We start from the raw sequence: 21,792 nt of genomic DNA on the forward strand, positions 1-21,792 counted from the left end.
CAGAGGGAAAAGTAGTGTTAGCGAGAGGTCCTTCAACTTTAAACTCAGGCACAGGTTTTTGTCTTGAACAAACGGGGAGCTCTGGTAAAGAATTTGATGAAATCGAGAACGCTTCATCGATTACATTGGATGCCGCAAATTATTTTAAACCTGAATACGTTGATAGGCTCACTCAACTTGCTAAAGACATCCTTATCGAACGCCCTGGTATTACACTGCATGCACTTACCCTCGAAATAGCCAACCTACATGGCTTAACACGTACAAGCAAAAAGCAACTCGAGTATATGAGAAAAATACTTGATACTTTCGCTGGTATCAAAGAGAGCGATGGGTACTCTCCAACACTCTGGGTTTCGCCGAGTAATATGGTCGATTTGATTGAGTGGCGGGGTGTAGAGGCATTCGGTTATGAACGAAAGTGGAATGAGCTGTCGTATGAGGAGGCTTTGGGGCTTGCTAAGTTTGCGATTCAGAAGAACCCAGAAGCGCCAATAGATGTTATTTGCGATGAGTTAAATATTAAGAGACGTCATGAGACATCCTTGAACCAATTTGCTATTTGGCTAAAAACCGTTAATGAATTTGACGATCAGAAATAGCTAATACATATGCTTGTCAGGCCTGATGCCTCAAAGCTTAGGAACTGACAAGCTTTTCTCGAATCTTTTATATACGCAGTTAGATTAAATCATTAACAAGGATGTGTAATGATAAATAGAAAATGGATATTTGCGGCTATTTTGCTTATTGGAGGACCTTCATTATTGCCCTTTAGTTTGGAAGTAATCTCAATAATTGAGCTGTTTGGTCTTTTGGGTTTGTGGACAATTTATTCATCTTACGCTGAATATTTGGTGAATCACCCTTGGTTCAAAAGAGGTCTGCGTTTAGCAACCAGTTGGGACTTTCAGCCTCAAATGTTGTTCTCTCTGAGAGAGCTTAGGGCATGTCCACAGTTAGTTTTCCACATGCTTCCTGTTCAAAGTGTGATGATCTGGGCTTTGAACATTATGTTTTGGGCGAGTGTGGCTTGGTGCTACAGAATTTAAGCGAACAAATTGTTCAAGAGGGGTTCGCAACGCATGGCATTTTTACTGTGCGTTGGTTTTAGTGATTAAGGCGGTATGCAGTGGTATCAGTATTGAGTCGCTCACCCGTCAACAAGACGCCAAACAGTAAGGATGATGGATGATTAAAGCGCAAATATTTGATGTATTTTGTGATGAGTTAGCTCAAGGTAATCCATGTGGCGTTGTCGAACTAAATCACTGGCTGAGTGATTCTGAATTACTTCAAATCACTCATCAGGTCGCTCAACCTGTCACATCATTTGTGGTTCAGTCTGGCAGTGACTACCACATTCGCTGGTTTAGCCTAGAAGGAGAGATCAACCTATGTGGACACGGAAGTTTGGGCGCAGGCGCTGCAATCATTTCCAACTATCATCAGAATGAGGTCATTCTAAAAAGCCAGTATGGCCATATTACCGTTACTGGACTGGATGGAATGTATCGGATAGTGATGCCAAGTTGGCTAGCCAAGCCTCATGCCATCCCCTTGGGTATTTCAGGCTTTTCCAATCACCCCGTAGATGCTTTTACAACGCGTGATTTGGTTGTTGTTCTCGAATCAGAAGATGATGTTGTTCGCTATCAACCTAACTTTGATGAGCTGATTAAAATTGATGAGTTTCATGCTGTCATCGTGACGGCTCAAAGTTCTGATAGTGGCTATGTGCTGCGTTACTTTGCACCTAAAATCGGTATTTCAGAAGATCTTGCCACAGGTTCGGCTCAGTGCTCATTGGCGCCTTATTGGTTTGAAAAGCTAGGCAAAGAAAAATTGACGGCTCGTCAGCTATCTCGTGCTGGTGGTTATTTTGAAGTGGCTCGCGGTTTAGAATCTACGATCGTATTGTCTGCACACGTGAAAAGTCGGACTTGAATGCAAACGCCTCTAGCTCTTACACAAGGTCTAGAGGCATCCATTTTTTATTGACTTAAACGTGTCGAGCTAAGATTTTAACCCGGCAGCGGTCATCATGACGCGAAATAACATAGACACTAACCCTAATGCAGCGACGCTAACGACCCAAATTCCAACCATCCAAGCCCATTGGCGGCACCAATTTTTGATTTTCATACTCACTCCTTATCAACTCGTTAATGGTACGCTTCGCCTTCTTTTACTTTTCCGGAGAAGACGTAGTAACTCCAAAAGGTGTAAGCCAGAATGATCGGGATGATGATCACTGCTCCAACGAGCATAAAGCGCTGACTGCTTGCAGGAGCCGCTGCTTCCCATATTGATATGCTAGGAGGAATGATATTTGGCCAGATACTGATGCCAAGCCCAGCGAACCCGAGAATCACGATCACCAATGCCATCACGAAAGGGCTGCGCTCTTTACGCTTTTTAACGGAGTCTGCAATCTTCAAACATACCAGCCCAGTAATGGCAGGTACGGGCAGTAAGTAGAACAAATTAGGCAGAGAAAACCATCTTTCCGCAATGGCAGGGTAAGCAAGTGGAGTCCAAGCGCTCACAATGACTAATGCGGAGATCATCGCCAGTAGTGTTTTGTTAGTGAAGCGGTACATCGTGTTTTGCAGTTCACCTTCCGTCTTCATGATGAGCCATGTGCTACCAAGCAGCGCGTACGTTGCGACTAAACCCAAACCACAAAAGATGGGAAAAGGGCTGAGCCAGTCGAGTTGACTACCTACGAAGACGCGGTTTTCCACCGCAAAGCCTTGAATTACCGCGCCAACAACGATGCCTTGGAAAAACGTGGTTAAAATCGAGCCGACCATAAAAGATCGATCCCAGAACTTTAAGTGGCTTTCCAATGCTTTAAAGCGAAACTCAAACGCGACGCCACGAAAGATCAAAGCAATCAACATCAACGTTAAAGGGATGGTTAGCGCTTCAATAATCACCGCGTAAGCCATCGGAAAAGCGCCAAATAGAGATGCGCCTCCAAGCACAATCCAAGTTTCGTTGCCGTCCCAAACTGGCGCGACACTGTTGACCATGACGTCTTTTTGTTTTTCATCCTTGATGAAGGGCATCAGTATTCCAATACCCAAATCGAAGCCGTCCATGATGATGTACATCAAAGTGGCAAAAACGATGATCGCGAACCAAATCACGGATAAATCAAAATGCATATTTTCTACCTTCACTTTGTGACAAATTCTAGATGCGGCCTGAAACGGTCGTCATGTCGTGCTCATCGTGTTCGATTGCATCGGGGCCTTTCTTGATTTGGTGGATCATGTAGTAATAACCAAAGCCAAATACCAAGCTGTATACAACAAGGAAACACAGCAGGCTGATGCTCATTTGTAGGTCTCCGTGTGCAGAAACCGCATCACGCGTTTTTTGTACGCCATACACGACCCAAGGTTGCCGACCAACCTCTGTCGTAAACCAGCCAGCGAGTATTGCGATAAGACCAGATGGCCCCATAAACAATGAAAACTTGAGGAACCAACGCGAAGTATAAAGCGTGTTCTTTTTTCGTAACCATATGCTGTAGAAGCTTTGAAAAATCATCAGAAGTCCTAGCCCGACCATGATTCGAAATGACCAAAAGACGATAGGTGAGTTCGGTCGTTCCTCTTTCGGGAAGTCTTTCAGCGCCGGGATTGGCTCAGTTAAACTGTGGCGTAGGATCAAACTTCCTAAAACAGGAATTTCTAAGGCATAGTCTGTGCGTTCTTGTTCCATGTTTGGCATGCCGAACAATATCAATGGGGTTGGTTTGCCATCGCTGTTATCCCAATGTCCTTCGATGGCAGCGATTTTGGCGGGCTGGTGTTCCAGAGTGTTTAGCCCGTGCACATCGCCAATCACGGCTTGGAGTGGCGCAAGGAACACTAAGATCCCGAGCGACATCGAAAACATGGTTTTTACCGCAGTCGATTGATTGCCTCTCAATAAATGCCAAGCGGCTGACGCGCCTACAAAGAGTGCTGAACTGACGAAAGCCGCGACGCTCATGTGCGCCAAACGATAAGGAAATGAAGGATTGAAAACGATAGCAAACCAGTCGGTTGGCACCACACGTCCGTCGACAATTTCATAGCCTTGTGGCGTTTGCATCCAACTGTTGGAGGCGAGAATCCAGAACGTCGAAATGATCGTTCCTAACGCCACCATCGAGGTTGCAAAAAAGTGCAGCTTTTCGCCGACGCGACGCCACCCAAACAGCATTACGCCAAGAAATCCGGCTTCGAGAAAGAAAGCCGTTAACACTTCATAAGTCAGTAATGGGCCTGTGATAGAACCAGCGAAGTCGGAGAAGCCACTCCAGTTGGTGCCGAATTGATAAGCCATGACAAGACCAGATACAACACCCATTCCAAAGTTAACCGCAAAAATTTTCGACCAGAAGTGATAGAGCTTTTGGTAATCGGGATTACGTGTTTTTAGCCATAAGCCTTCCAGCACGGCGAGATAGGTGGCCAAACCTATGGTGATAGCGGGGAAAATAATATGAAAGGATACCGTAAAGGCGAACTGTATCCGTGCAAGCATAAATGCGTCGAGGCCAAACATTAAACTTCCTTTGATCTTTTAAGTTTTATGAGAGAGCTATTTTAAAAGGAGCGGAATGAGGGAAGTAGGTACAGACAGTGACTATAAACCTATAACAGATTAAATATTGAAGTGTTATTATTTTGAATTCGGCTTTATGGAAGGGGATTTGCGTTTGGTGAAGTATCAAGAGTTAGTGGAACAGCTTAAAAGGCAGATAAAATCGGGGATATGGCATCCGGGTGACAAGCTGCCTTCGCTGCGTCGCCAATCTGAACACTCGGGTTTGAGCTTGATGACGGTGTTGCACGCGTATCAAATTCTGGAATCTCAAGGCTGGGTCACGTCACAGCCGCGATCTGGTTATCGAGTCGCGCCCAATATTAAGAGCTCAAATGAACCCCAAGCGCCAGCAGCAGTTTCGTGGACAGAGCAGGTAGACATCAATGAGTTTATCTTTGATGTTCTGCAGGCGAGCAAAAATCCATCCATGATCAATTTTGGCTTTGCCTATCCAGACCCAAGTTTGTATCCACGCTATCACGTGAATCGGGCGATGAGCGCAGCCGCTCGCAATATGCCGATTTCCACCACCTTTGATAACTTACCGCCGGGAAACGAACAATTACGCACCATCATCGCGAAGCGTTATGCTGCGAAAGGCATTGAAATTTCACCCGATGAAATTGTCATTACGGCAGGCGCGCTGGAGGCGTTAACGCTCAGTTTGCAAGCCTGCACAAGACCGGGAGATTGGGTGGTTGTGGAGTCGCCTGCATTTTATGGTGCATTGCAATCCTTAGAGCGGTTAGGCTTGAAAGCGCTCTCAGTAAGAACAGACCCAGTCACGGGCATTGACCTAGACTCATTGGAACGAGCGCTGCAAACGCATGATGTGAAAGCGTGCTGGCTGATGTCGAACTTCCAGAATCCTCTGGGTTTTACGCTCTCCAACGAGAAAAAACAAAAGCTGACTGAGCTGACACAGCGATATAACGTGCCAGTGATTGAAGATGATGTGTACAGCGAACTGCATGCCGAGAATGACTCGGTTTACCCACTAAGAATGTTTGATGACACGGGCAATACCATGTTGTGCTCCTCGTTTTCAAAATCACTAATCGCAGGGCTACGTATTGGTTGGGTTGCGGCGGGAAAGCGGGCGCTAGAGGTACAAAAGTTACAGTTAATGAGTACATTAGCGACGAGTGCACCAGTGCAAATGACATTGGTGCACTATTTAACAAGCCGCAATTATGAATCGCATTTGAAGCAGTTACGGAAAAAGCTGTTTGAACGTAAAAGTAAGATGACGAATCTGCTTAATGAGCTGTTACCTGAAGAAGTCAAAGTGTTAAGCCAAAGCGGCGGGTACTTTATTTGGTTAGAGCTTCCCAAGCATATTGATGCCTTGCCGATATATCGAGAAGCGCTAAAAGATAATATCAGCATCGCACCGGGAAAGATGTTCAGCCTGACAGAACAATACGATCACTGTATTCGTCTTAACGCTTCTTTTGAGCTTAATGACAAATACGTCCATGCTCTCAATCTGCTTGCCAACATTATTCGCGATCATTTGGCAAAATAGCGACTTTCTTCAGTTTTTTAGTTTAATGGAGCGCGCCGGATTTCCACCAACTCGATCGCCCGGCGCAACGTCTTTGGTTATGACAGAGCCAGCGCCGACGACGGCCTCATCGCCAATGGTCGCGCCTGGCAGTATGATTGCGCCCCCACCAATCCAAACGTTATTGCCAATTTTTACCGGTTTGGCGATCTCATCTCCGGCTAAGCGTCTTTGTGTATCGAGTGAATGAGCGGCTGTGTAAATTTGCACTCTAGGCCCAATCATGACGTTCGCGCCAATCTCAACCTGCCCATTGTCCAGAATAACGGCGTCCCAGTTGATGTAGGTGTTTTCCCCGATGGACAAGTGGCAACCGTAGGTAAGTTGAAGCGGTGGCTCTATACAGGCGCTGTTTTCTAATTGGACGCCCATTTCCGCCAATAGTTGTCTACGGATATCTGGGTTTGGCTCGTGGTTAAACTGGAAGACAAGCTGCGCGGTTTTGGCGCGCATTAGCTTTAGTTCTTCATCCAGACAATTATAGGTTTCTCCAGAGCGCATCCGAGTCAGTTCTGACATAACAATCATTCCATCAATGTTATTTGCAATAAGGTGCATAATAGGTGAGAGTGATTCGAAGTGAAAATTTGATGCTTAAAAATCAGAAAGTTATCACTGATTTGCCTTGCGTATCCAGTTGGTTGATTGGCTCGTTTAGTTCACAAAGACGTCCCCCTAAATGGCTTAATCGGTTGAAGCCAAAGTGGGAAACCACTCGAAGCGTTTTACGTAGATTACAATATAGTTAATAAGAAGAACTTAATTGAGCCGCTGCGCTATCGATTGATCCAAAAATTTATGACTTATGCGCTCTGGCTTGCTGGCAACGATGAATCAAGAGTGAGCACTTTATGTTCGAACGGGTCATTTCATTTTTAGAAACAACACTGTTTACCTTTAACGAACAACCTATCACGTTGTGGGCGATATTGATGGTGCCGACATGGGTGATTGTCGCTTTATGGTTGTCCAAAATTTTAATCAAAACCGTTACGTCAAGAATGTCCTCATCGGGGAAAGATCCAAACGTTATTCATTTGGTTAAACGGATATTATTTGTCATCGCTCTCGCCATTATTTTTATGACCACACTTTCGATGATCAATGTGCCAATTACCGCGTTTGCCTTTCTGTCTGGTGCCATCGCTATCGGCTTCGGTTTTGGTGCGCAAAACATCATTAACAACTTCATAAGTGGCTGGATTTTGATTGGTGAAAAGCCAATTCGAATTGGGGACTTTTTAGAGGTTGAGGGCGCCAAAGGCACTGTCGAGCAAATAAATACACGTTCAACGAGAATCAGACGAACCGATGGTGTTCATATGCTCATACCCAACAGTCAGTTGATTGAGAACGTGGTGATCAACTGGACGTTATGCGACAGATTAGTTCGTGGCTCGGTCGTCGTCGGCGTCGCGTATGGGAGCGATGTCAAACAGGTTGCTGCCTTAATGGCGGAAGTGACTTCGCAGCAAGCGCAAGTTCTGAGTTCGCCAGCGCCAGATGTGTTTTTTCAAGACTTTGGTGACAATGCTTTGATCTTCGAATCTTATTTTTGGATTAACTCAACGGTTGAGGGCGGTATTCGCTCGGTCGCAAGTGCCATGCGTTTTGAAATCTACGAAGCTTTCGAAAAGCACGGCATTGAAATCGCGTTTCCACAACGAGATGTGCACATTGATGGGCAAATTAAGTTGTCTAGGGAGAGAAACGGATAGGGCGATAAGCGGTATTGGTGTTCTTATCTTGGTGTCGAGTAACCATAGCGAGGCGGTCACAACACGGATTCACCTCGCTAGAAACCAGTTTGAAGGCGTTATTGGTTGTCCCACATGACTTCGCATTCTTCTTTGATTGCTGATTTTAGCAACTCAATCAGTGGAAACGCTCTGCGTCCTAGGCTTACCGCGGGCTCTGCTTGTTCTTCCTCTTCGTCTACATCAGTAGGGAGGTTTTCTTCAGCTGCATTTTTCGCAGATAGAGCAGAAGTTAATCTTGATAACGCGTCAGGAACATCTTGAGCGGAAATTGATCCCGGCACCGTGCCGCTGTGACCCATCATTTTGAGCATATCTAATGCAATATCACCAAACATTGTGACGTTTGAGTGGCTTCGACAACGAAATGTTATGAGCATTTACCTGATCCTGTTTTATATGTTCGCTTTGAAACTAAATTGTAGCTGAAATCAGGCACTAATTAATGTGATGAAGACCGTTGAGCGTTAAGGTTTTTATGAGTAACAATAAAAAACGGGCACGTACGTCTGCATGCCCGTTTAAATACATTACCTGATTGGTTGTTGATGATTTACAAGCTATACGGATCGCCCAGAGCTAATGCGACCCTAGAAGCAGGAGACTTTCCTAACGCACGGCAAATTTGCCAACCCGCTTCATTGATGACGCCAAGGTCAACGCCTGTTTCAATCCCAAGTTGCTCACACAGATAAAGTACATCTTCCGTTGCAACATTGCCACTGGCTCCTTTCGCGTAAGGGCAGCCGCCGAGCCCCGCTACTGCGCTATCAATGGTGTTGATGCCCATTAACAAGGCTTGGTAGATATTGGCTAATGCTTGTCCATAAGTGTCATGAAAATGTACTGCGAGCGCGTCTTTTGGCAGTAGCGTTAACAACGAATCCAGCATGGCGATAACGCGATTAGGCGTTGCTTTACCGACAGTATCACCGAGCGAAATCTCATAACATCCCATATCAAACAACGTATTGGCGACCTTGGTAGTTTGCTCTGGCTTGATTACTCCCTCATATGGACACACCATGGTACAAGACAAGTACCCGCGTACAGGAATGTTATGCTGGTTCGCCAATTCGATAACGGGCTCAAATCGAGCGAGACTTTCGGTAATGCTGCAGTTGATGTTCTTCTGGCTGAACGTTTCTGAAGCGGAGCCAAACACCGCAATTCGCTTTACACCGCTTTCCAACGCACGTTCTAACCCTGCGAGATTTGGTGTGAGCGCGCTATAAACCACTTCAGGCTTTTTTGAGATACCAGCGAACACCTGATCGGAATCGGCCATTTGAGGCACCCACCTTGGAGAGACGAAAGATCCCGCCTCAATATGCTTTAAGCCACTGCTGCTTAGTTGGTTAATCAAACGGATTTTATCAACCAGCGTCACTGACGTTTCATTTTGCAGACCATCACGAGCGCCGACTTCGACGATATTAACCTTCGCTGGTAGCATATTCGCGCTCCTTATCTTCACTGACGTTATCCGATATCAAAGCCAAATTCAGCAGGATGGAACCGTGCTGTACTTGGTCCCCGTGCTGATAAAACAATTCGTCGACTTTTGCTGCTACCGGAGCCGTGATGGTGTATTCCATTTTCATTGCTTCGAGTACCAAAAGCGGATCGCCCGCCGCCACTTCGTCACCTTTAGCCACCATAACTGCTGAAATTATGCCGTTGAGTGGTGCGGTTGGACTTAGTTCATCATCTACATCTTTTGCAGAGTCAAAGTTAGGTTGATGAGCGAACGTGCGCTGCTGACCAAGATAAAATAGTGTTGTTCTTTGTTCATCGCTAAGTGCATTAAAGGTGTAACGCACATTATCAATATCGACGATAAACTGGTTGTCACTTTCAAGCAGGATGACCTGATGCAGATCCTCGCCGCATCGGACAGTGAAGTGAGATCCTGTATCTTGCGATGATTGTTGCAAACGTGCCTGATGGTTGGCATTGGCATCCGTGAAGTTAAATCGGTAAACGTTGTCAACTGACAGTCTAAAACCTCGTTTGGTTGGCGCGGGTAACGTTGAGCTGTCTGATTTTGAAATGAGATCATTCCAACGAGCAACCGCCGCCAATGCAAGCCAGATTGAATCCGAGACGTCTTGCTGCTCATTTATGCCTTGTTGATGTCTTACGAGGAAACCTGTATCGAGCTCAATCTCGGCAAAGGCTGGCTGCGAAATAATACTGTGCAGATAACCAATGTTTGTCGTTACGCCACGTACGTGATATTGAGTTAACGCCTGCTTAATCTGCTTTAGAGCGATATCACGAGTTTGCCCCCAGACGATCAGTTTGCTGATCATTGGATCGTAATATTCGCTGATGCTATCGCCTTGGGTAACACCACTATCAACGCGCACGCACGCTAGGCGCACACTACTGTCTGATACGGGTTCTTTTAAGTAATCAATGCGGCCAGTCGACGGCATAAAGTCATTGTCTGTATCTTCTGCGTAAATTCGCAGCTCAATTGAATGACCGTTGTGGGTGATTTCCGATTGCGAAATAGGTAAATGCTCGCCAGCTGCGACTTTGAATTGCCACTCCACCAAATCAACGCCGGTGATCAATTCAGTGACAGGGTGTTCAACTTGCAGACGGGTATTCATCTCCATGAAGTAGAATTGACCTCGGCTATCGAGTAAGAACTCCACCGTGCCAGCGCCAACATAGTCGATCGCTTGAGCGGCCTGAACCGCAGCTTCACCCATTTGTTTACGCAGTTCATCACTAAGACCGGGAGCTGGTGCTTCTTCGACTACTTTTTGGTGACGACGCTGAATGGAACAATCGCGATCAGAAAGATAGACACAGTTGCCACGCTGGTCTGCGAATACCTGAACTTCCACGTGGCGAGGCTGCAATATGCATTTTTCGATTAGAAGCTGCTTATCGCCAAAGCTTGAAAGTGCTTCACGCTGCGCTCCGTCGATAGCCAGCGGCATTTCGGCTGCGCTGTTGACCACTCGCATGCCTTTGCCGCCGCCACCTTGTGTTGCTTTAAGCATCACTGGGTAACCGATTTTTTCAGCTTCCGCTAATAAGTGCTCTACGCTGTTGTCTGTGCCGTGATAGCCGGGAACCAAGGGCACGTTCGCCTCAGACATGATGGCTTTGGCTTGCGACTTCGAACCCATTGCTTCAATTGCGCTGGTGGGAGGGCCAATAAAAACAATGCCATTTTCGCTGCACGCTTTCGCCAGTTTAGGGTTCTCGGAAAGAAAACCATACCCAGGGTGGATAGCATCGGCTTGCCATTTTTTCGCAGCGCCGATAATTGCATCGATATCGAGATACGATTCACTCGCAGGAGCGGGGCCAATGAATTCAGCGAAATCCGCTTGTTTAACATGTAAGCTGCTGCGATCCGCTTCGGAATAGACGGCAACCGTCTCTATAGCCATGCTTTTTGCGGTTTTAATGATTCGGCAGGCAATTTCACCGCGGTTTGCGATCAGTATTCTTTTAAACATGATTCCTCCAATTGGCGGCGCGCTTTTCAAAAAATGCACTCAGTCCTTCTTGTCCTTCTTCGGACACGCGGGCGGTTGCAATAGCTTGGCTGGTGTATTCAATTAATGAATGCTCGATAGGTTGATTGTCACAACGTAAGCAGAGCGTTTTTGCTGCCTGCATGGCTTGTGGACCGTTGTTAAGCAGGTGATCAATGGTGCGATTGACGGCTTCACGTGGTTGAGAGTCTATCTGATGAAGAATACTCATCGATAGTGCGGTTTCGGCATCAATCAGTTCCGCGGTTAAAAAGTAGCGTCGGCTTTGTCGTTGTCCAATCGCTCGAATGACGTAGGGTCCGATTGTCGCGGGTAACAAACCGAGTTTCACTTCACTCAAACAGAAGCGGCTTTCAGGTGTACCGATAGCGATATCGCAGCAGCAGATAAGCCCAAGTGCGCCGCCAAATGCAGCGCCATGCACCATAGCAATGGTTGGTTTGCTAAAGGTATCCAGTTTGTGCAAGAGCAACGCTAACTGCTGTGCATCTTGCAGATTTTCCCCCTCGGTTTTGGTGGCCATTGACTGCATCCAGCCAAGATCCGCACCCGCAGAAAAGTGTTTACCTTGCGCCGTTAGTACCAATGCACGTAGAGAGTTGTCTCTCTCAAGTTTTTCCAAGGTGTCGATAAGTGAAGCAATTAATTCATCATTAAACGCGTTGTGTTTCTCTGGTCGATTGAGGCTCAACCAAGCAACGCCATTGCTGTCTTTTTCAAGCAGTAGTCCGGTCATGTGACTTCCTTTGTCTGACATTTCAGTCTGTATTTCAATGCTCGCTAACCATTACTTTTTAAACATCGGTATTCGCGAGGAGTTAAGGTTTGCCTTGCATCCGGCTACATGCGGAAGATGCCAAATTTACTGTCTGGTATTGGCGCATTAAGCGCAGCAGACAGAGCAATGCCGACAACATCACGGGTTTTCGCAGGGTCAATAATGCCGTCGTCCCACAGGCGTGCACTGGCGTAGTATGCATGGCTTTGAGTCTGATATTGCTCCGCAATTGGACGTTTGAACGCTTCTTCTTCCTCTACGCTCCAGCTTTCACCTTTGCGAGTTTTGATATCGCGGGTCACTTGCGCCATCACGCCAGCCGCTTGCTCTCCACCCATGACGGAGATGCGCGCGTTTGGCCACATCCACATCATGGTTGGATCATAAGCGCGGCCACACATGCCGTAGTTCCCAGCGCCATACGAGCCACCAATCACTACGGTAAACTTCGGCACGTCTGCACACGCAACAGCAGTTACCATTTTCGCACCATGTTTGGCGATGCCTTCGGCTTCGTACTTCTGACCGACCATAAAGCCCGTGATGTTCTGCAAGAAGAGCAGAGGAGTTTTGCGTTGTGCGCACAGCTCAATAAAATGCGCGCCTTTTTGTGCTGATTCCGAAAATAGAATGCCGTTGTTAGCGACAATGCCAATCGGCATACCGTGAATATGGGCAAAGCCACAGACCAAGGTTTCGCCGAACAAGGCTTTAAATTCATCGAACTGGGAATCATCAACAATTCGGGCAATGACCTCTTTAACATCAAACGGCTTTTTGAGATCGGTCCCGACGATGCCGTACAGCTCTTGGGCAGGAAAATGTGGTTCCTGTGGTGCTTTTTGCTTGAGTTGAACGGGTTTCAAGTGGTTAATTTGAGAAACGGCTTGTCTTGCCAACTCTAACGCGTGGTGATCATTTTCTGCGTAATAGTCCGCCACACCAGAGGTGCGACAATGAACGTCTGCGCCACCAAGATCTTCCGCACTGACTTCTTCACCTGTCGCTGCTTTTACAAGAGGTGGACCTGCCAAAAAAATCGTGCCTTGTTCTTTGACTATGATGGATACGTCGCACATGGCAGGGACATAAGCGCCGCCAGCGGTACATAGCCCCATGACCACCGCAATTTGTGGAATGCCTTTGGCCGACATACGGGCTTGGTTGTAGAAAATACGGCCAAAATGGTCTTTATCTGGGAAGACTTCATCTTGGCGGGGGAGGTTAGCACCGCCAGAGTCGACTAAGTAAACACACGGCAGTTGGCATTTTTCTGCAATTTCTTGTGCTCTTAAGTGCTTTTTCACGGTGAGTGGGTAGTAACTGCCGCCTTTTACCGTCACGTCGTTCGCGACGATCATGCACTCAGTGCCGTCAATCACACCCACACCTGCAACCACTCCAGCACATGGAACGTAATCTGGATACACATCCCAGCCAGCAAATTGACCAATTTCTAGAAAGGACGAACCAGGGTCGAGTAGGGCAAGAATGCGCTCACGTACCGGAAGTTTGCCTTTCTTCTGCTGATGCTCGCGGGCTTTCTCACCGCCACCATCTTCTATTTGGGCAGTCACGGTATAAAGTTGATCTACAAGTGAAGCCATAGAGCGGTAGTTTTCCTGATACTGCTCTGAATGGGTATTAATATTGGTCGTCAAACAAGCCATAAATAGCCGATCTCCATTCGGTAGACGGGTGTCACCACCCGTCTTTATTTAGGTTGAATAAGATTTAGATTGAATAAGGAAGTTGTTTCGAGTTCGAACCGCCTAGGTATGATGATTAGGCGCTTTCGTTAAACAATTCGCGACCAATAAGCATGCGGCGAATTTCTGACGTGCCCGCACCGATTTCATACAGCTTGGCATCTCGCAACAAACGGCCCGTATCAAACTCGTTGATGTAGCCGTTACCGCCAAGTAGTTGAATCGCATCCAGTGCCATCTTGGTTGCCAGCTCTGCGCTGTAGAGGATCGCGCCAGCAGAATCTTTACGTGTGGTTTCACCGCGATCACAAGCGGCAGCGACGGCGTAAACATACGCTTTAGCGGCATTCATTTGTGTGTACATATCCGCGATTTTTGCTTGAACTAGCTGGAATTCACCGATGGATTTACCGAACTGTTTACGGTCGTGAATGTAAGGCACAACGATATCCATACACGCCTGCATGATGCCAAGTGGGCCGCCTGCAAGCACCACACGTTCGTAGTCGAGGCCGCTCATCAATACTTTCACGCCTTGGTTTTCTTCGCCGAGAATATTCTCCGCAGGGACCTCGCAGTTTTGGAAGACCAGCTCACACGTATTCGAGCCGCGCATGCCCAACTTGTCGAGTTTTTGTGCTTGAGTAAATCCAGGGAATCCGCGTTCCACAATAAACGCCGTGATGCCTTTGGAGTGCTGGCTTGGGTCGGTTTTTGCGTAGACAACATAGGTGTGTGCATCAGGGCCGTTGGTGATCCACATTTTGTTGCCATTTAATAGGAAAATATCGCCTTTACGTTCGGCTTTAAGCTGCATAGAGACCACATCAGAGCCGGCGCCGGGTTCACTCATAGCAAGGGCGCCGATATGTTCACCGGAGATGAGCTTAGGTAGGTATTTCTCTTTTTGCGCTTGTGTGCCGTTACGGTGGATTTGGTTGACGCAAAGGTTGGAGTGAGCGCCGTAACTTAACGCAACCGAAGCGGATGCTCGGCTTATTTCTTCCATAGCGATAACGTGGGCGAGATAGCCCATGCCTGCACCACCAAACTCTTCGCTGGTGGTCACACCTAAAAGACCCATGTCACCTAATTTGGACCAAAGATGGTTTGGAAAGTCGTTAGTTTGGTCGATAGATTGCGCTAGCGGCGCAATTTCTCTTGCAGCAAAACTATTGATTTGCTCGCGAAGCAAATCGGTATTTTCGTCATAAACAAAGTTCAGGGAAGAGTAGGTAGATTTCATTGCGTGTCCTTGCCTTTACGTCACCTACATCCCAGAGTTGAGGTGTTAGGTGACTTTTTCGCCTTTCATGGATCTCAGTGTGTTTTGGCATCGCAACTGCGCAGCATTTAACTCCATCATTACCGCTTGAATGTCGTTTGCTTGCTGTTGCAATGCTGCCTTCTTCTCTTCGATCAACCGAATCATATAGTTCAACTGCTCAGTACTTTGATCGGTATCGTAGAGTTCAAATAACTCTTTGATATCTGCAAGAGAAAAGCCCAATCGCTTACCTCGCAAAATCAGTTTTAGTCGAATTCGATCGCGACCATTGTAGATTCGAGTGTTGCCTTTACGTTCTGGAGTTAGGAGACCTAAATCTTCGTAGAAGCGAATGCTTCGAGTAGTAATGTCGAACTCTTTCGCGAGCTCGCTGATCTTAAATGTGTTCATTCCTTAACCTTACGACTTTCGTATAACATTCACATGAATATACAATTCGTTAACGTTAAAGTAAACAAACAACATCCACTCTTGAGCCTTGATATCACTCGCATTTACTCGAAATCAAAGAATCACTCGAACAAATAATAACCTCAAACTTGACGTTAACGTAAATGTTAGTATAGTTATGACGTAAACGTCAATAAAAGGTTAATGGAATGAAAAATGAAACATGGATTGTTGCCGCTAAGCGAACGCCTATCGGCTCTTTTCAAGGTGCATTAGCTTCAACAGATGTCACGGAACTCGGTGCGAAAGCCATTCAAGGGGCGCTAGCCGAAAGCCAACTCGATGTGCACAAAATAGACGAAGTGTTGATGGGATGCGTTTTAACCGCCGGTGTGGGGCAAGCGCCTGCAAGACAAGCAAGTCTTAAAGCTGAAATGCCACAATCGATTGGTTGTACGACACTGAACAAAGTTTGTGGTTCGGGTATGAAAACCGTCATGCTGGCATATGACCTTATTCAATCTGGCAATGCGCATGCTGTCATCGCTGGTGGCATGGAAAACATGTCGTCTTCTCCTTATCTATTAAAGAAAGCGCGTGATGGTTTCCGTTTAGGTCACGAGCAAGTGCTTGATCACATGTTTTATGACGGGTTGCAGGATGCCTACCAAGGCGAGCTGATGGGTGTCTTTGCAGAACAGACGGCGCAAAAGTATCAGTTTAGCCGTGAAAGTATGGATGCCTGGGCGCAGCAGTCGGTGACTCGTGCGCAGCAAGCAATCGAACAAGGTTTGTTCAAAGAAGAGATCGTGCCTGTTAACGTAAAAAGTCGGCGCGGCGAAACCTTGGTTGTAGATGATGAGCAACCGAGCAAACTCGACGTCACTAAAATTCCTACCTTACGCCCTGCGTTTGCCAAAGATGGCGGCGTAACCGCAGCAAACTCTAGTTCCATTTCGGATGGTGCGTCGGCAATGATCTTAGTCGATAGTGAGTTTGGTCGTCAGGAAAACCTTCAGCCTCTAGCCAAAATTGTCGCGTACAGCACGCATGCAAGACAGCCTGATGAGTTCACCATCGCACCAGTCTTCGCGATTGAATCGCTGCTGGAAAAAACGGGCTGGGACAAATCAGACGTGGAACTTTGGGAAATCAATGAAGCTTTTGCTGTCGTGACTCAATACGCGGTGAAAGCTCTCGAACTGGACGAGAGCAAAGTGAACCCTCGCGGAGGGGCTTGTGCGCTGGGGCATCCAATAGGCGCAAGTGGCAATCGAATCCTTGTCACTTTGATTCATGCGCTAAAACAAACTGGTGGTAAGCGTGGCGTTGCATCGCTTTGTATTGGCGGCGGCGAAGCTACCGCTATCGCGATTGAAATCTGCTAAATCACTCTCAACAAAGTTTCACTTACATAACAGTAGTCAGTAACAAGCTGAAAAATACAAGGATGTCATCATGACAGAACAAGTAAAGCAGTATATCGGTGGTGAATTTGCCATCTCCGATTCAAAACAATGGCTAGATGTAACTAACCCGGCAACCAACGAAGTGATTGCACAAGTACCTTGTGCCACGGAATCGGAAATGAATGCGGCGATTACCAGCGCAACAGAAACGTTCAAACGCTGGAAAGAAGTTGCAGCGCCGGAGCGTGCTAGATTGATGTTGCGTTACCAACATCTGCTAAAAGAGCAACACGATGAGTTGGCGATACTGCTTTCAAGTGAGACAGGCAAAACCCTCGCGGATGCAAAGGGTGACATTTGGCGCGGAATTGAAGTGGTAGAGCAAGCTGCAAACATTTGTAGCTCAATGATGGGCGAAACGGTTGAGAACGTCGCGACCAATATTGATGGTTACTCTTACATTCAACCGCTCGGCGTTTGTGCTGGCATTACACCGTTTAACTTCCCTGCGATGATCCCATTGTGGATGTTCCCGATGGCGATCGCTTGTGGCAACACCTTTATTTTGAAGCCGTCAGAGCAAGTGCCACTAACGGCAATGAAACTGGCGGAGCTGTTTGAACAAGCTGGCGCACCAAAAGGCGTATTGCAAGTTGTTCACGGGACCAAAGAGCAAGTCGACCGCATTCTGACTGATCCAGTTGTTCGTGCGATCTCTTTTGTTGGCTCTGTGCCCGTTGGTGAGTACATCTACAAAACAGGTACAGACAACCTGAAACGCGTGCAGTCATTTGCAGGTGCTAAGAACCACATGGTCATCATGCCGGATGCAAACAAACAGCAAGTCATCAATAACCTAGTTGGCGCGTCAGTTGGTGCTGCAGGCCAACGCTGTATGGCGATTTCGGTTGCCGTATTTGTCGGCGAAACCAAAGAATGGATTCCAGAGCTTAAAGAGGCGTTAGCTCAGGTTCAGCCTGGCGCGTGGGATGATGAAACCGCTGGTTATGGTCCACTGATTAGCCCTCAAGCGAAGCAGCGAGTGGTGAATCTGATTAATGAAGGCAAAGCGTCAGGCGCGAATTGTGTTCTGGACGGGACAGACTGCCAAGTACCTGGCTTCCCGAACGGTAACTGGGTGGGGCCAACACTGTTTACTAACGTGACCACAGACATGTCGATTTATCAGGAAGAAATTTTCGGGCCTGTACTGTTAACTATGGAAGTGCATGACCTAGATGAAGCGATTGAACTGATCAATGCAAACCGCTTTGGTAATGGTACGTCTATTTTCACGGCGAACGGCGCTGCCGCGAGAAAGTATCAACACAATATCGAAGTAGGTAACGTAGGAATCAACGTACCGATTCCGGTGCCATTGCCGTTCTTTTCGTTTACTGGGTGGAAAGGCAGCTTCTACGGCGACCTGCATGCTTACGGTAAACAAGCGGTTCGCTTCTACACCGAGACGAAAACTGTCACCGCGCGTTGGTTTGAAGATGACATTCCAAGCGGTCCAAACATGACTATTCAACTTAGCTAATTACTGGATTAGCGACACCTCTAGCCAAGCCCTTCATCCTTTTAGAGGGCTTGGCTCGGATACAAATGCAACGAATTAGACCTTAGGACTTCAAGATGGATTTTGAATTAAACGAAGATCAACTCGCGTTTGCCGAAGTAGCAAAGCAGTTTGCAGACCAAATGTTAGCGCCTCATGCGGCCGAGTGGGATGAAAACCATCATTTCCCTAAAGACGTACTGCGTCAAGCAGGTGAACTTGGCTTTCTGAGCATCTATACGCCGCCAGAGCATGGTGGTTTGGGATTGTCTCGTTTGGATGCGGCGATCATTTTCGAGCAGTTGGCTATGGGTTGTACCGCGACTACTGCGTTTATGACCATTCACAACATGGCGACGTGGATGATCACCAGCTTTGCCAAAGCCGAAGTGGCGCAGCAATTTAGCGCGGATCTAATTTCGGGTGAAAAGCTCGCTTCCTACTGTTTAACCGAACCTAATGCCGGCTCTGACGCCGCTTCTCTAACGACTAGCGCAGTGCGTGATGGCGATGAGTTTGTCCTCAATGGCGCAAAAGTGTTTATCTCTGGCGCGGGTGATACAGATGTATTGGTCGTGATGGCGCGTTCGTGTGGTGAAGGAGCGGGTGGCGTTTCTGCATTCGTTGTTCCTGCTGATTGCGAAGGCATTAGCTACGGTAAAAAAGAAGCCAAAATGGGTTGGAACTGCCAGCCAACTCGCACGATTACCTTCGAAAATGTCCGCATTCCGGCTGACTATCTGTTGGGTGAAGAGGGAGAGGGCTTTAAGTTCGCCATGCTTGGCCTTGATGGTGGTCGAATCAATATCGCTACTTGTTCCGTCGGTACTGCGCAACAAGCACTGAACGAAGCCAAGCAATACATGAACGAACGCAAACAGTTCGGCCGTTCACTGGCGCAATTTCAAGCGTTGCAGTTCAAGCTTGCTGATATGGCGACTGAGCTGGTCGCTGCGCGTCAAATGGTGCGACTCGCTGCCGCTAAACTCGATGCCCAGCACGCAGAAAAAAGTGCGTACTGTGCCATGGCAAAACGCTTTGCTACTGATGTGGGCTTTAAAGTCTGCGATCAGGCGCTGCAAATTCACGGTGGCTATGGCTACATCAAAGAATATCCAGTCGAGCGCCATTTCCGAGACGTTCGTGTTCACCAAATCCTTGAAGGTACCAACGAAATCATGCGTCTGATCGTCGCAAGACGATTACTAACGGAAGGCGTTGAGCTGCTTTAGTCAGCGAGACACAGCCTTACCTAAAGAAATTAAAAAGGACTGAAAGATTATGACGGCACAAATCAAACTAGAGCGTGAAGCGCACATTGCCAAGCTCACGATTAGTAACCCGCCAGCAAACACCTGGACGCTTGAATCTTTGAATCAGCTAAAAGAGTTGGCGATTGAACTCAGTAATGATCGCTCCATTTATGCGTTGGTATTAACAGGCGAAGGCGAGAAATTCTTCTCTGCTGGAGCAGATCTTAATAACTTTGCATCGGGTGATAAATCACAAGCAGCAGACATGGCGTTCGCATTTGGTGAAGCGTTTGAAGCGCTTTCTGCATTCGATGGGGTTTCTATCGCAGCGATTAATGGCTATGCGATGGGCGGCGGTCTGGAAGTGGCGATGGCGTGTGACATTCGTATCGCAGAAGAACAAGTACAAATGGCACTTCCTGAAGCATCGGTAGGTTTGTTGCCGTGTGCGGGAGGGACGCAAAACCTGACCGCGTTGGTAGGTGAAGGTTGGGCGAAGCGTATGATCCTGTGTGGCGAGCGTGTGACGGCCGAGCGAGCGGAAAAAATTGGTTTAGTCGAAGAGGTGGTGGCGAAAGGTCAAGCACTCGAAGCGGCTATGGAGCTAGCACAGCGTGTTGCGGGCCAATCACCGAAATCCATTTCTGCGTGCAAAACGCTCATTCAAGGTCGACGCAGCCAAACTCACGCGGCTGGATTGGTTTTAGAGCGTGAACTGTTTTTACAGCTGTTCAATACACAAGATCAGACTGAGGGTGTGAATGCGTTTTTGCAAAAGCGCAAGCCACAATGGACAAACAGCTAGCGGAGGCCAAATGACAGGTACAGTAAATGTTTCAAAGCTTACGTGCGCTGATGGCTCTGTTATTGGTGTGCTGGAGCTTGATAATCCAGCTGCTCTCAACGCGTTGAGTTACGTGATGATTGAGAAGTTGTACAAACAGCTTAGTGAATGGCAAACGGACGACAGCGTCGTCGCGGTATTCTTGCATGCTCAAGGTGAAAAAGCGTTTTGTGCTGGTGGCGATATTCAAGCGATCTACCGTGCACTTGAAAACAAAGAGCAAGACTTTGATTCTGCGTTTTCAGCGATGGAAACCTTCTTTGACCTCGAATATCGCTGTGATCATCTTATTCATACTTATCCAAAACCGATCATCGCGTGGGGACATGGTTATTTGATGGGCGGCGGTGTGGGATTATTTATGGGTGCTAGCCATCGCGTTGCAGAAACGACCACACGCTTTGCAATGCCAGAGATTAAAATTGGCCTTTACCCAGATGTAGGTGCGACGTACTTCCTAAACCAGTTGCCAAAACATTTGGCACTGTTCTTAAGTTTGACTGCTTGTCAAATTAACGCAACAGATATGAAAGCGTTGGGGTTAAGCCAATGGATTGCACAGCCAGAAAACAAGCAAGTGCTGCTGGATCTGCTTGCATCGGTAAGTTGGAAAGGTGAAGCGAACATCAACGAAAAAATCGCCACTACGCTGCGTTCGGTACACGTGGACGAGCCAACCGAAGGGATGTTGATGCCCTATGCGGAATTGATTGAGCAGTTATGTTCGGGTGACTTAGCGTCAATTGTTGATGCAATCAGCCGTGCTAACGTTGATAACAAGTGGTTCGTCAATGCGCAGAAGTCACTGAACTATGGCAGTCCGTTGTCGCTCAGTATCACTTATCAGCAGTTAACGCAGTATCAAAACCTCTCTTTGAAAGCGTGTTTTGATATGGAATTTAACCTAACACTACGTTGTGGCTTAGAAGGTGATTTTAGAGAAGGGGTTCGTGCGCTGATTATTGATAAAACCAATCAACCGACTTGGCAACATCGCACGGTTTCTGACGTAACGCCACAAGTTTTGGAGCGCTTCTTCTCGCCAATTGACTCAGCAGAATACCCACTGACCGCATCGTCGGTAGCTATAGCGGCACTTTAGTA

21 protein-coding genes are annotated in these 21,792 nt (G+C 47.2%); 10 read left to right on the top strand and 11 right to left on the bottom strand.

What is annotated here, in order from left to right; all coding sequences use genetic code 11:
- The 3 genes from R7Z47_RS06175 to R7Z47_RS06185 form a co-directional block, all read left to right on the top strand.
- The coding region (locus R7Z47_RS06175) for a hypothetical protein (protein WP_318129897.1) at positions 1–602 on the top strand (602 nt) is incomplete at its 5' end.
- Between the two features lie 108 nt (positions 603–710).
- Positions 711–1,052, top strand: coding sequence for a hypothetical protein (locus tag R7Z47_RS06180; protein ID WP_062731032.1), 342 nt, complete (start codon positions 711–713; stop codon positions 1,050–1,052).
- A 139-nt stretch (positions 1,053–1,191) separates the two neighbouring features.
- The gene (locus tag R7Z47_RS06185) at positions 1,192–1,947 is read left to right on the top strand and encodes a PhzF family phenazine biosynthesis protein (RefSeq protein WP_262606780.1); all 756 of its coding nucleotides are present in this window, start codon (positions 1,192–1,194) and stop codon (positions 1,945–1,947) included.
- Positions 1,948–2,016: 69 nt separating this feature from the next.
- Here R7Z47_RS06185 and R7Z47_RS06190 read toward each other — a convergent pair whose 3' ends face one another.
- The 3 genes from R7Z47_RS06190 to R7Z47_RS06200 are packed head-to-tail and all read right to left on the bottom strand — an operon-like array spanning position 2,017 to position 4,566.
- Positions 2,017–2,145: a DUF2474 domain-containing protein gene (locus R7Z47_RS06190; protein ID WP_005373267.1), complete on the bottom strand. Its 129-nt coding sequence runs from the start codon at positions 2,143–2,145 to the stop codon at positions 2,017–2,019.
- Between the two features lie 20 nt (positions 2,146–2,165).
- Positions 2,166–3,173 carry a cytochrome d ubiquinol oxidase subunit II gene (gene cydB / locus R7Z47_RS06195; RefSeq protein ID WP_318129898.1) on the bottom strand — a complete coding sequence of 336 codons (1,008 nt, stop codon included), beginning with the start codon at positions 3,171–3,173 and terminating at the stop codon, positions 2,166–2,168.
- 28 nt (positions 3,174–3,201) lie between these two features.
- On the bottom strand, positions 3,202–4,566 hold the full coding sequence (locus R7Z47_RS06200; RefSeq protein WP_005373264.1) for a cytochrome ubiquinol oxidase subunit I: 1,365 nt from the start codon (positions 4,564–4,566) through the stop codon (positions 3,202–3,204).
- Positions 4,567–4,702: 136 nt separating this feature from the next.
- On the opposite strand from R7Z47_RS06200, the gene R7Z47_RS06205 reads away from it, so the two are divergent.
- Positions 4,703–6,136: a PLP-dependent aminotransferase family protein gene (locus R7Z47_RS06205; protein ID WP_276576963.1), complete on the top strand. Its 1,434-nt coding sequence runs from the start codon at positions 4,703–4,705 to the stop codon at positions 6,134–6,136.
- 9 nt (positions 6,137–6,145) lie between these two features.
- On the opposite strand, the gene R7Z47_RS06210 is transcribed toward R7Z47_RS06205, so the two are convergent.
- Positions 6,146–6,694: a sugar O-acetyltransferase gene (locus tag R7Z47_RS06210; RefSeq protein ID WP_182039871.1), complete on the bottom strand. Its 549-nt coding sequence runs from the start codon at positions 6,692–6,694 to the stop codon at positions 6,146–6,148.
- 332 nt (positions 6,695–7,026) lie between these two features.
- On the opposite strand from R7Z47_RS06210, the gene R7Z47_RS06215 reads away from it, so the two are divergent.
- Positions 7,027–7,893, top strand: coding sequence for a mechanosensitive ion channel family protein (locus tag R7Z47_RS06215; RefSeq protein WP_005373258.1), 867 nt, complete (start codon positions 7,027–7,029; stop codon positions 7,891–7,893).
- A gap of 98 nt (positions 7,894–7,991) precedes the next feature.
- Here the strand turns inward: R7Z47_RS06215 and R7Z47_RS06220 are convergent, their stop codons facing one another.
- The 7 genes from R7Z47_RS06220 to R7Z47_RS06250 all read right to left on the bottom strand — a co-directional run bounded on the left by R7Z47_RS06220 (position 7,992) and on the right by R7Z47_RS06250 (position 15,621).
- Positions 7,992–8,312, bottom strand: a complete 321-nt coding sequence (locus tag R7Z47_RS06220; protein ID WP_005373256.1) for a DUF1840 domain-containing protein — start codon at positions 8,310–8,312, stop codon at positions 7,992–7,994.
- Between the two features lie 173 nt (positions 8,313–8,485).
- Positions 8,486–9,388, bottom strand: coding sequence for a hydroxymethylglutaryl-CoA lyase (locus R7Z47_RS06225; RefSeq protein WP_005373253.1), 903 nt, complete (start codon positions 9,386–9,388; stop codon positions 8,486–8,488).
- Positions 9,369–11,417 carry an acetyl/propionyl/methylcrotonyl-CoA carboxylase subunit alpha gene (locus R7Z47_RS06230; protein WP_256902743.1) on the bottom strand — a complete coding sequence of 683 codons (2,049 nt, stop codon included), beginning with the start codon at positions 11,415–11,417 and terminating at the stop codon, positions 9,369–9,371. The genes R7Z47_RS06225 and R7Z47_RS06230 overlap by 20 nt, the downstream gene beginning before the upstream one ends.
- Positions 11,410–12,192 (bottom strand): enoyl-CoA hydratase-related protein, encoded by a 783-nt coding sequence (locus R7Z47_RS06235; protein ID WP_005373249.1) that lies wholly within the window; start codon positions 12,190–12,192, stop codon positions 11,410–11,412. The genes R7Z47_RS06230 and R7Z47_RS06235 overlap by 8 nt, the downstream gene beginning before the upstream one ends.
- 104 nt (positions 12,193–12,296) lie before the next feature.
- Positions 12,297–13,904, bottom strand: a complete 1,608-nt coding sequence (locus R7Z47_RS06240; protein WP_256902742.1) for a carboxyl transferase domain-containing protein — start codon at positions 13,902–13,904, stop codon at positions 12,297–12,299.
- A 115-nt stretch (positions 13,905–14,019) separates the two neighbouring features.
- Positions 14,020–15,189: an isovaleryl-CoA dehydrogenase gene (locus R7Z47_RS06245; protein ID WP_005373245.1), complete on the bottom strand. Its 1,170-nt coding sequence runs from the start codon at positions 15,187–15,189 to the stop codon at positions 14,020–14,022.
- A gap of 45 nt (positions 15,190–15,234) precedes the next feature.
- Complete coding sequence (locus R7Z47_RS06250) at positions 15,235–15,621, bottom strand: MerR family transcriptional regulator (protein WP_005373242.1); 387 nt, start codon at positions 15,619–15,621, stop codon at positions 15,235–15,237.
- Between the two features lie 209 nt (positions 15,622–15,830).
- Between R7Z47_RS06250 and R7Z47_RS06255 the strand changes: the two genes are divergently transcribed.
- From R7Z47_RS06255 to R7Z47_RS06275, 5 genes are all read left to right on the top strand, one after another.
- The gene (locus R7Z47_RS06255; protein WP_005373232.1) at positions 15,831–17,009 is read left to right on the top strand and encodes a thiolase family protein; all 1,179 of its coding nucleotides are present in this window, start codon (positions 15,831–15,833) and stop codon (positions 17,007–17,009) included.
- 70 nt (positions 17,010–17,079) lie between these two features.
- Positions 17,080–18,573 (top strand): CoA-acylating methylmalonate-semialdehyde dehydrogenase, encoded by a 1,494-nt coding sequence (locus R7Z47_RS06260; protein WP_256902741.1) that lies wholly within the window; start codon positions 17,080–17,082, stop codon positions 18,571–18,573.
- A 95-nt stretch (positions 18,574–18,668) separates the two neighbouring features.
- On the top strand, positions 18,669–19,823 hold the full coding sequence (locus tag R7Z47_RS06265; RefSeq protein WP_149150630.1) for an acyl-CoA dehydrogenase family protein: 1,155 nt from the start codon (positions 18,669–18,671) through the stop codon (positions 19,821–19,823).
- A 49-nt stretch (positions 19,824–19,872) separates the two neighbouring features.
- A complete protein-coding gene (locus R7Z47_RS06270; RefSeq protein WP_053809174.1) occupies positions 19,873–20,649 on the top strand; it encodes an enoyl-CoA hydratase in 777 nt (258 codons plus the stop codon).
- 10 nt (positions 20,650–20,659) lie between these two features.
- The gene (locus R7Z47_RS06275; RefSeq protein WP_256902740.1) at positions 20,660–21,790 is read left to right on the top strand and encodes an enoyl-CoA hydratase/isomerase family protein; all 1,131 of its coding nucleotides are present in this window, start codon (positions 20,660–20,662) and stop codon (positions 21,788–21,790) included.
- The last annotated feature ends 2 nt before the right edge of the window (positions 21,791–21,792 follow it).

The sequence above is a fragment of the Vibrio sp. 1641 genome (genome assembly GCF_033339995.1).
In the GTDB taxonomy this organism is placed as follows: Bacteria; Pseudomonadota; Gammaproteobacteria; order Enterobacterales; family Vibrionaceae; genus Vibrio; species Vibrio alginolyticus.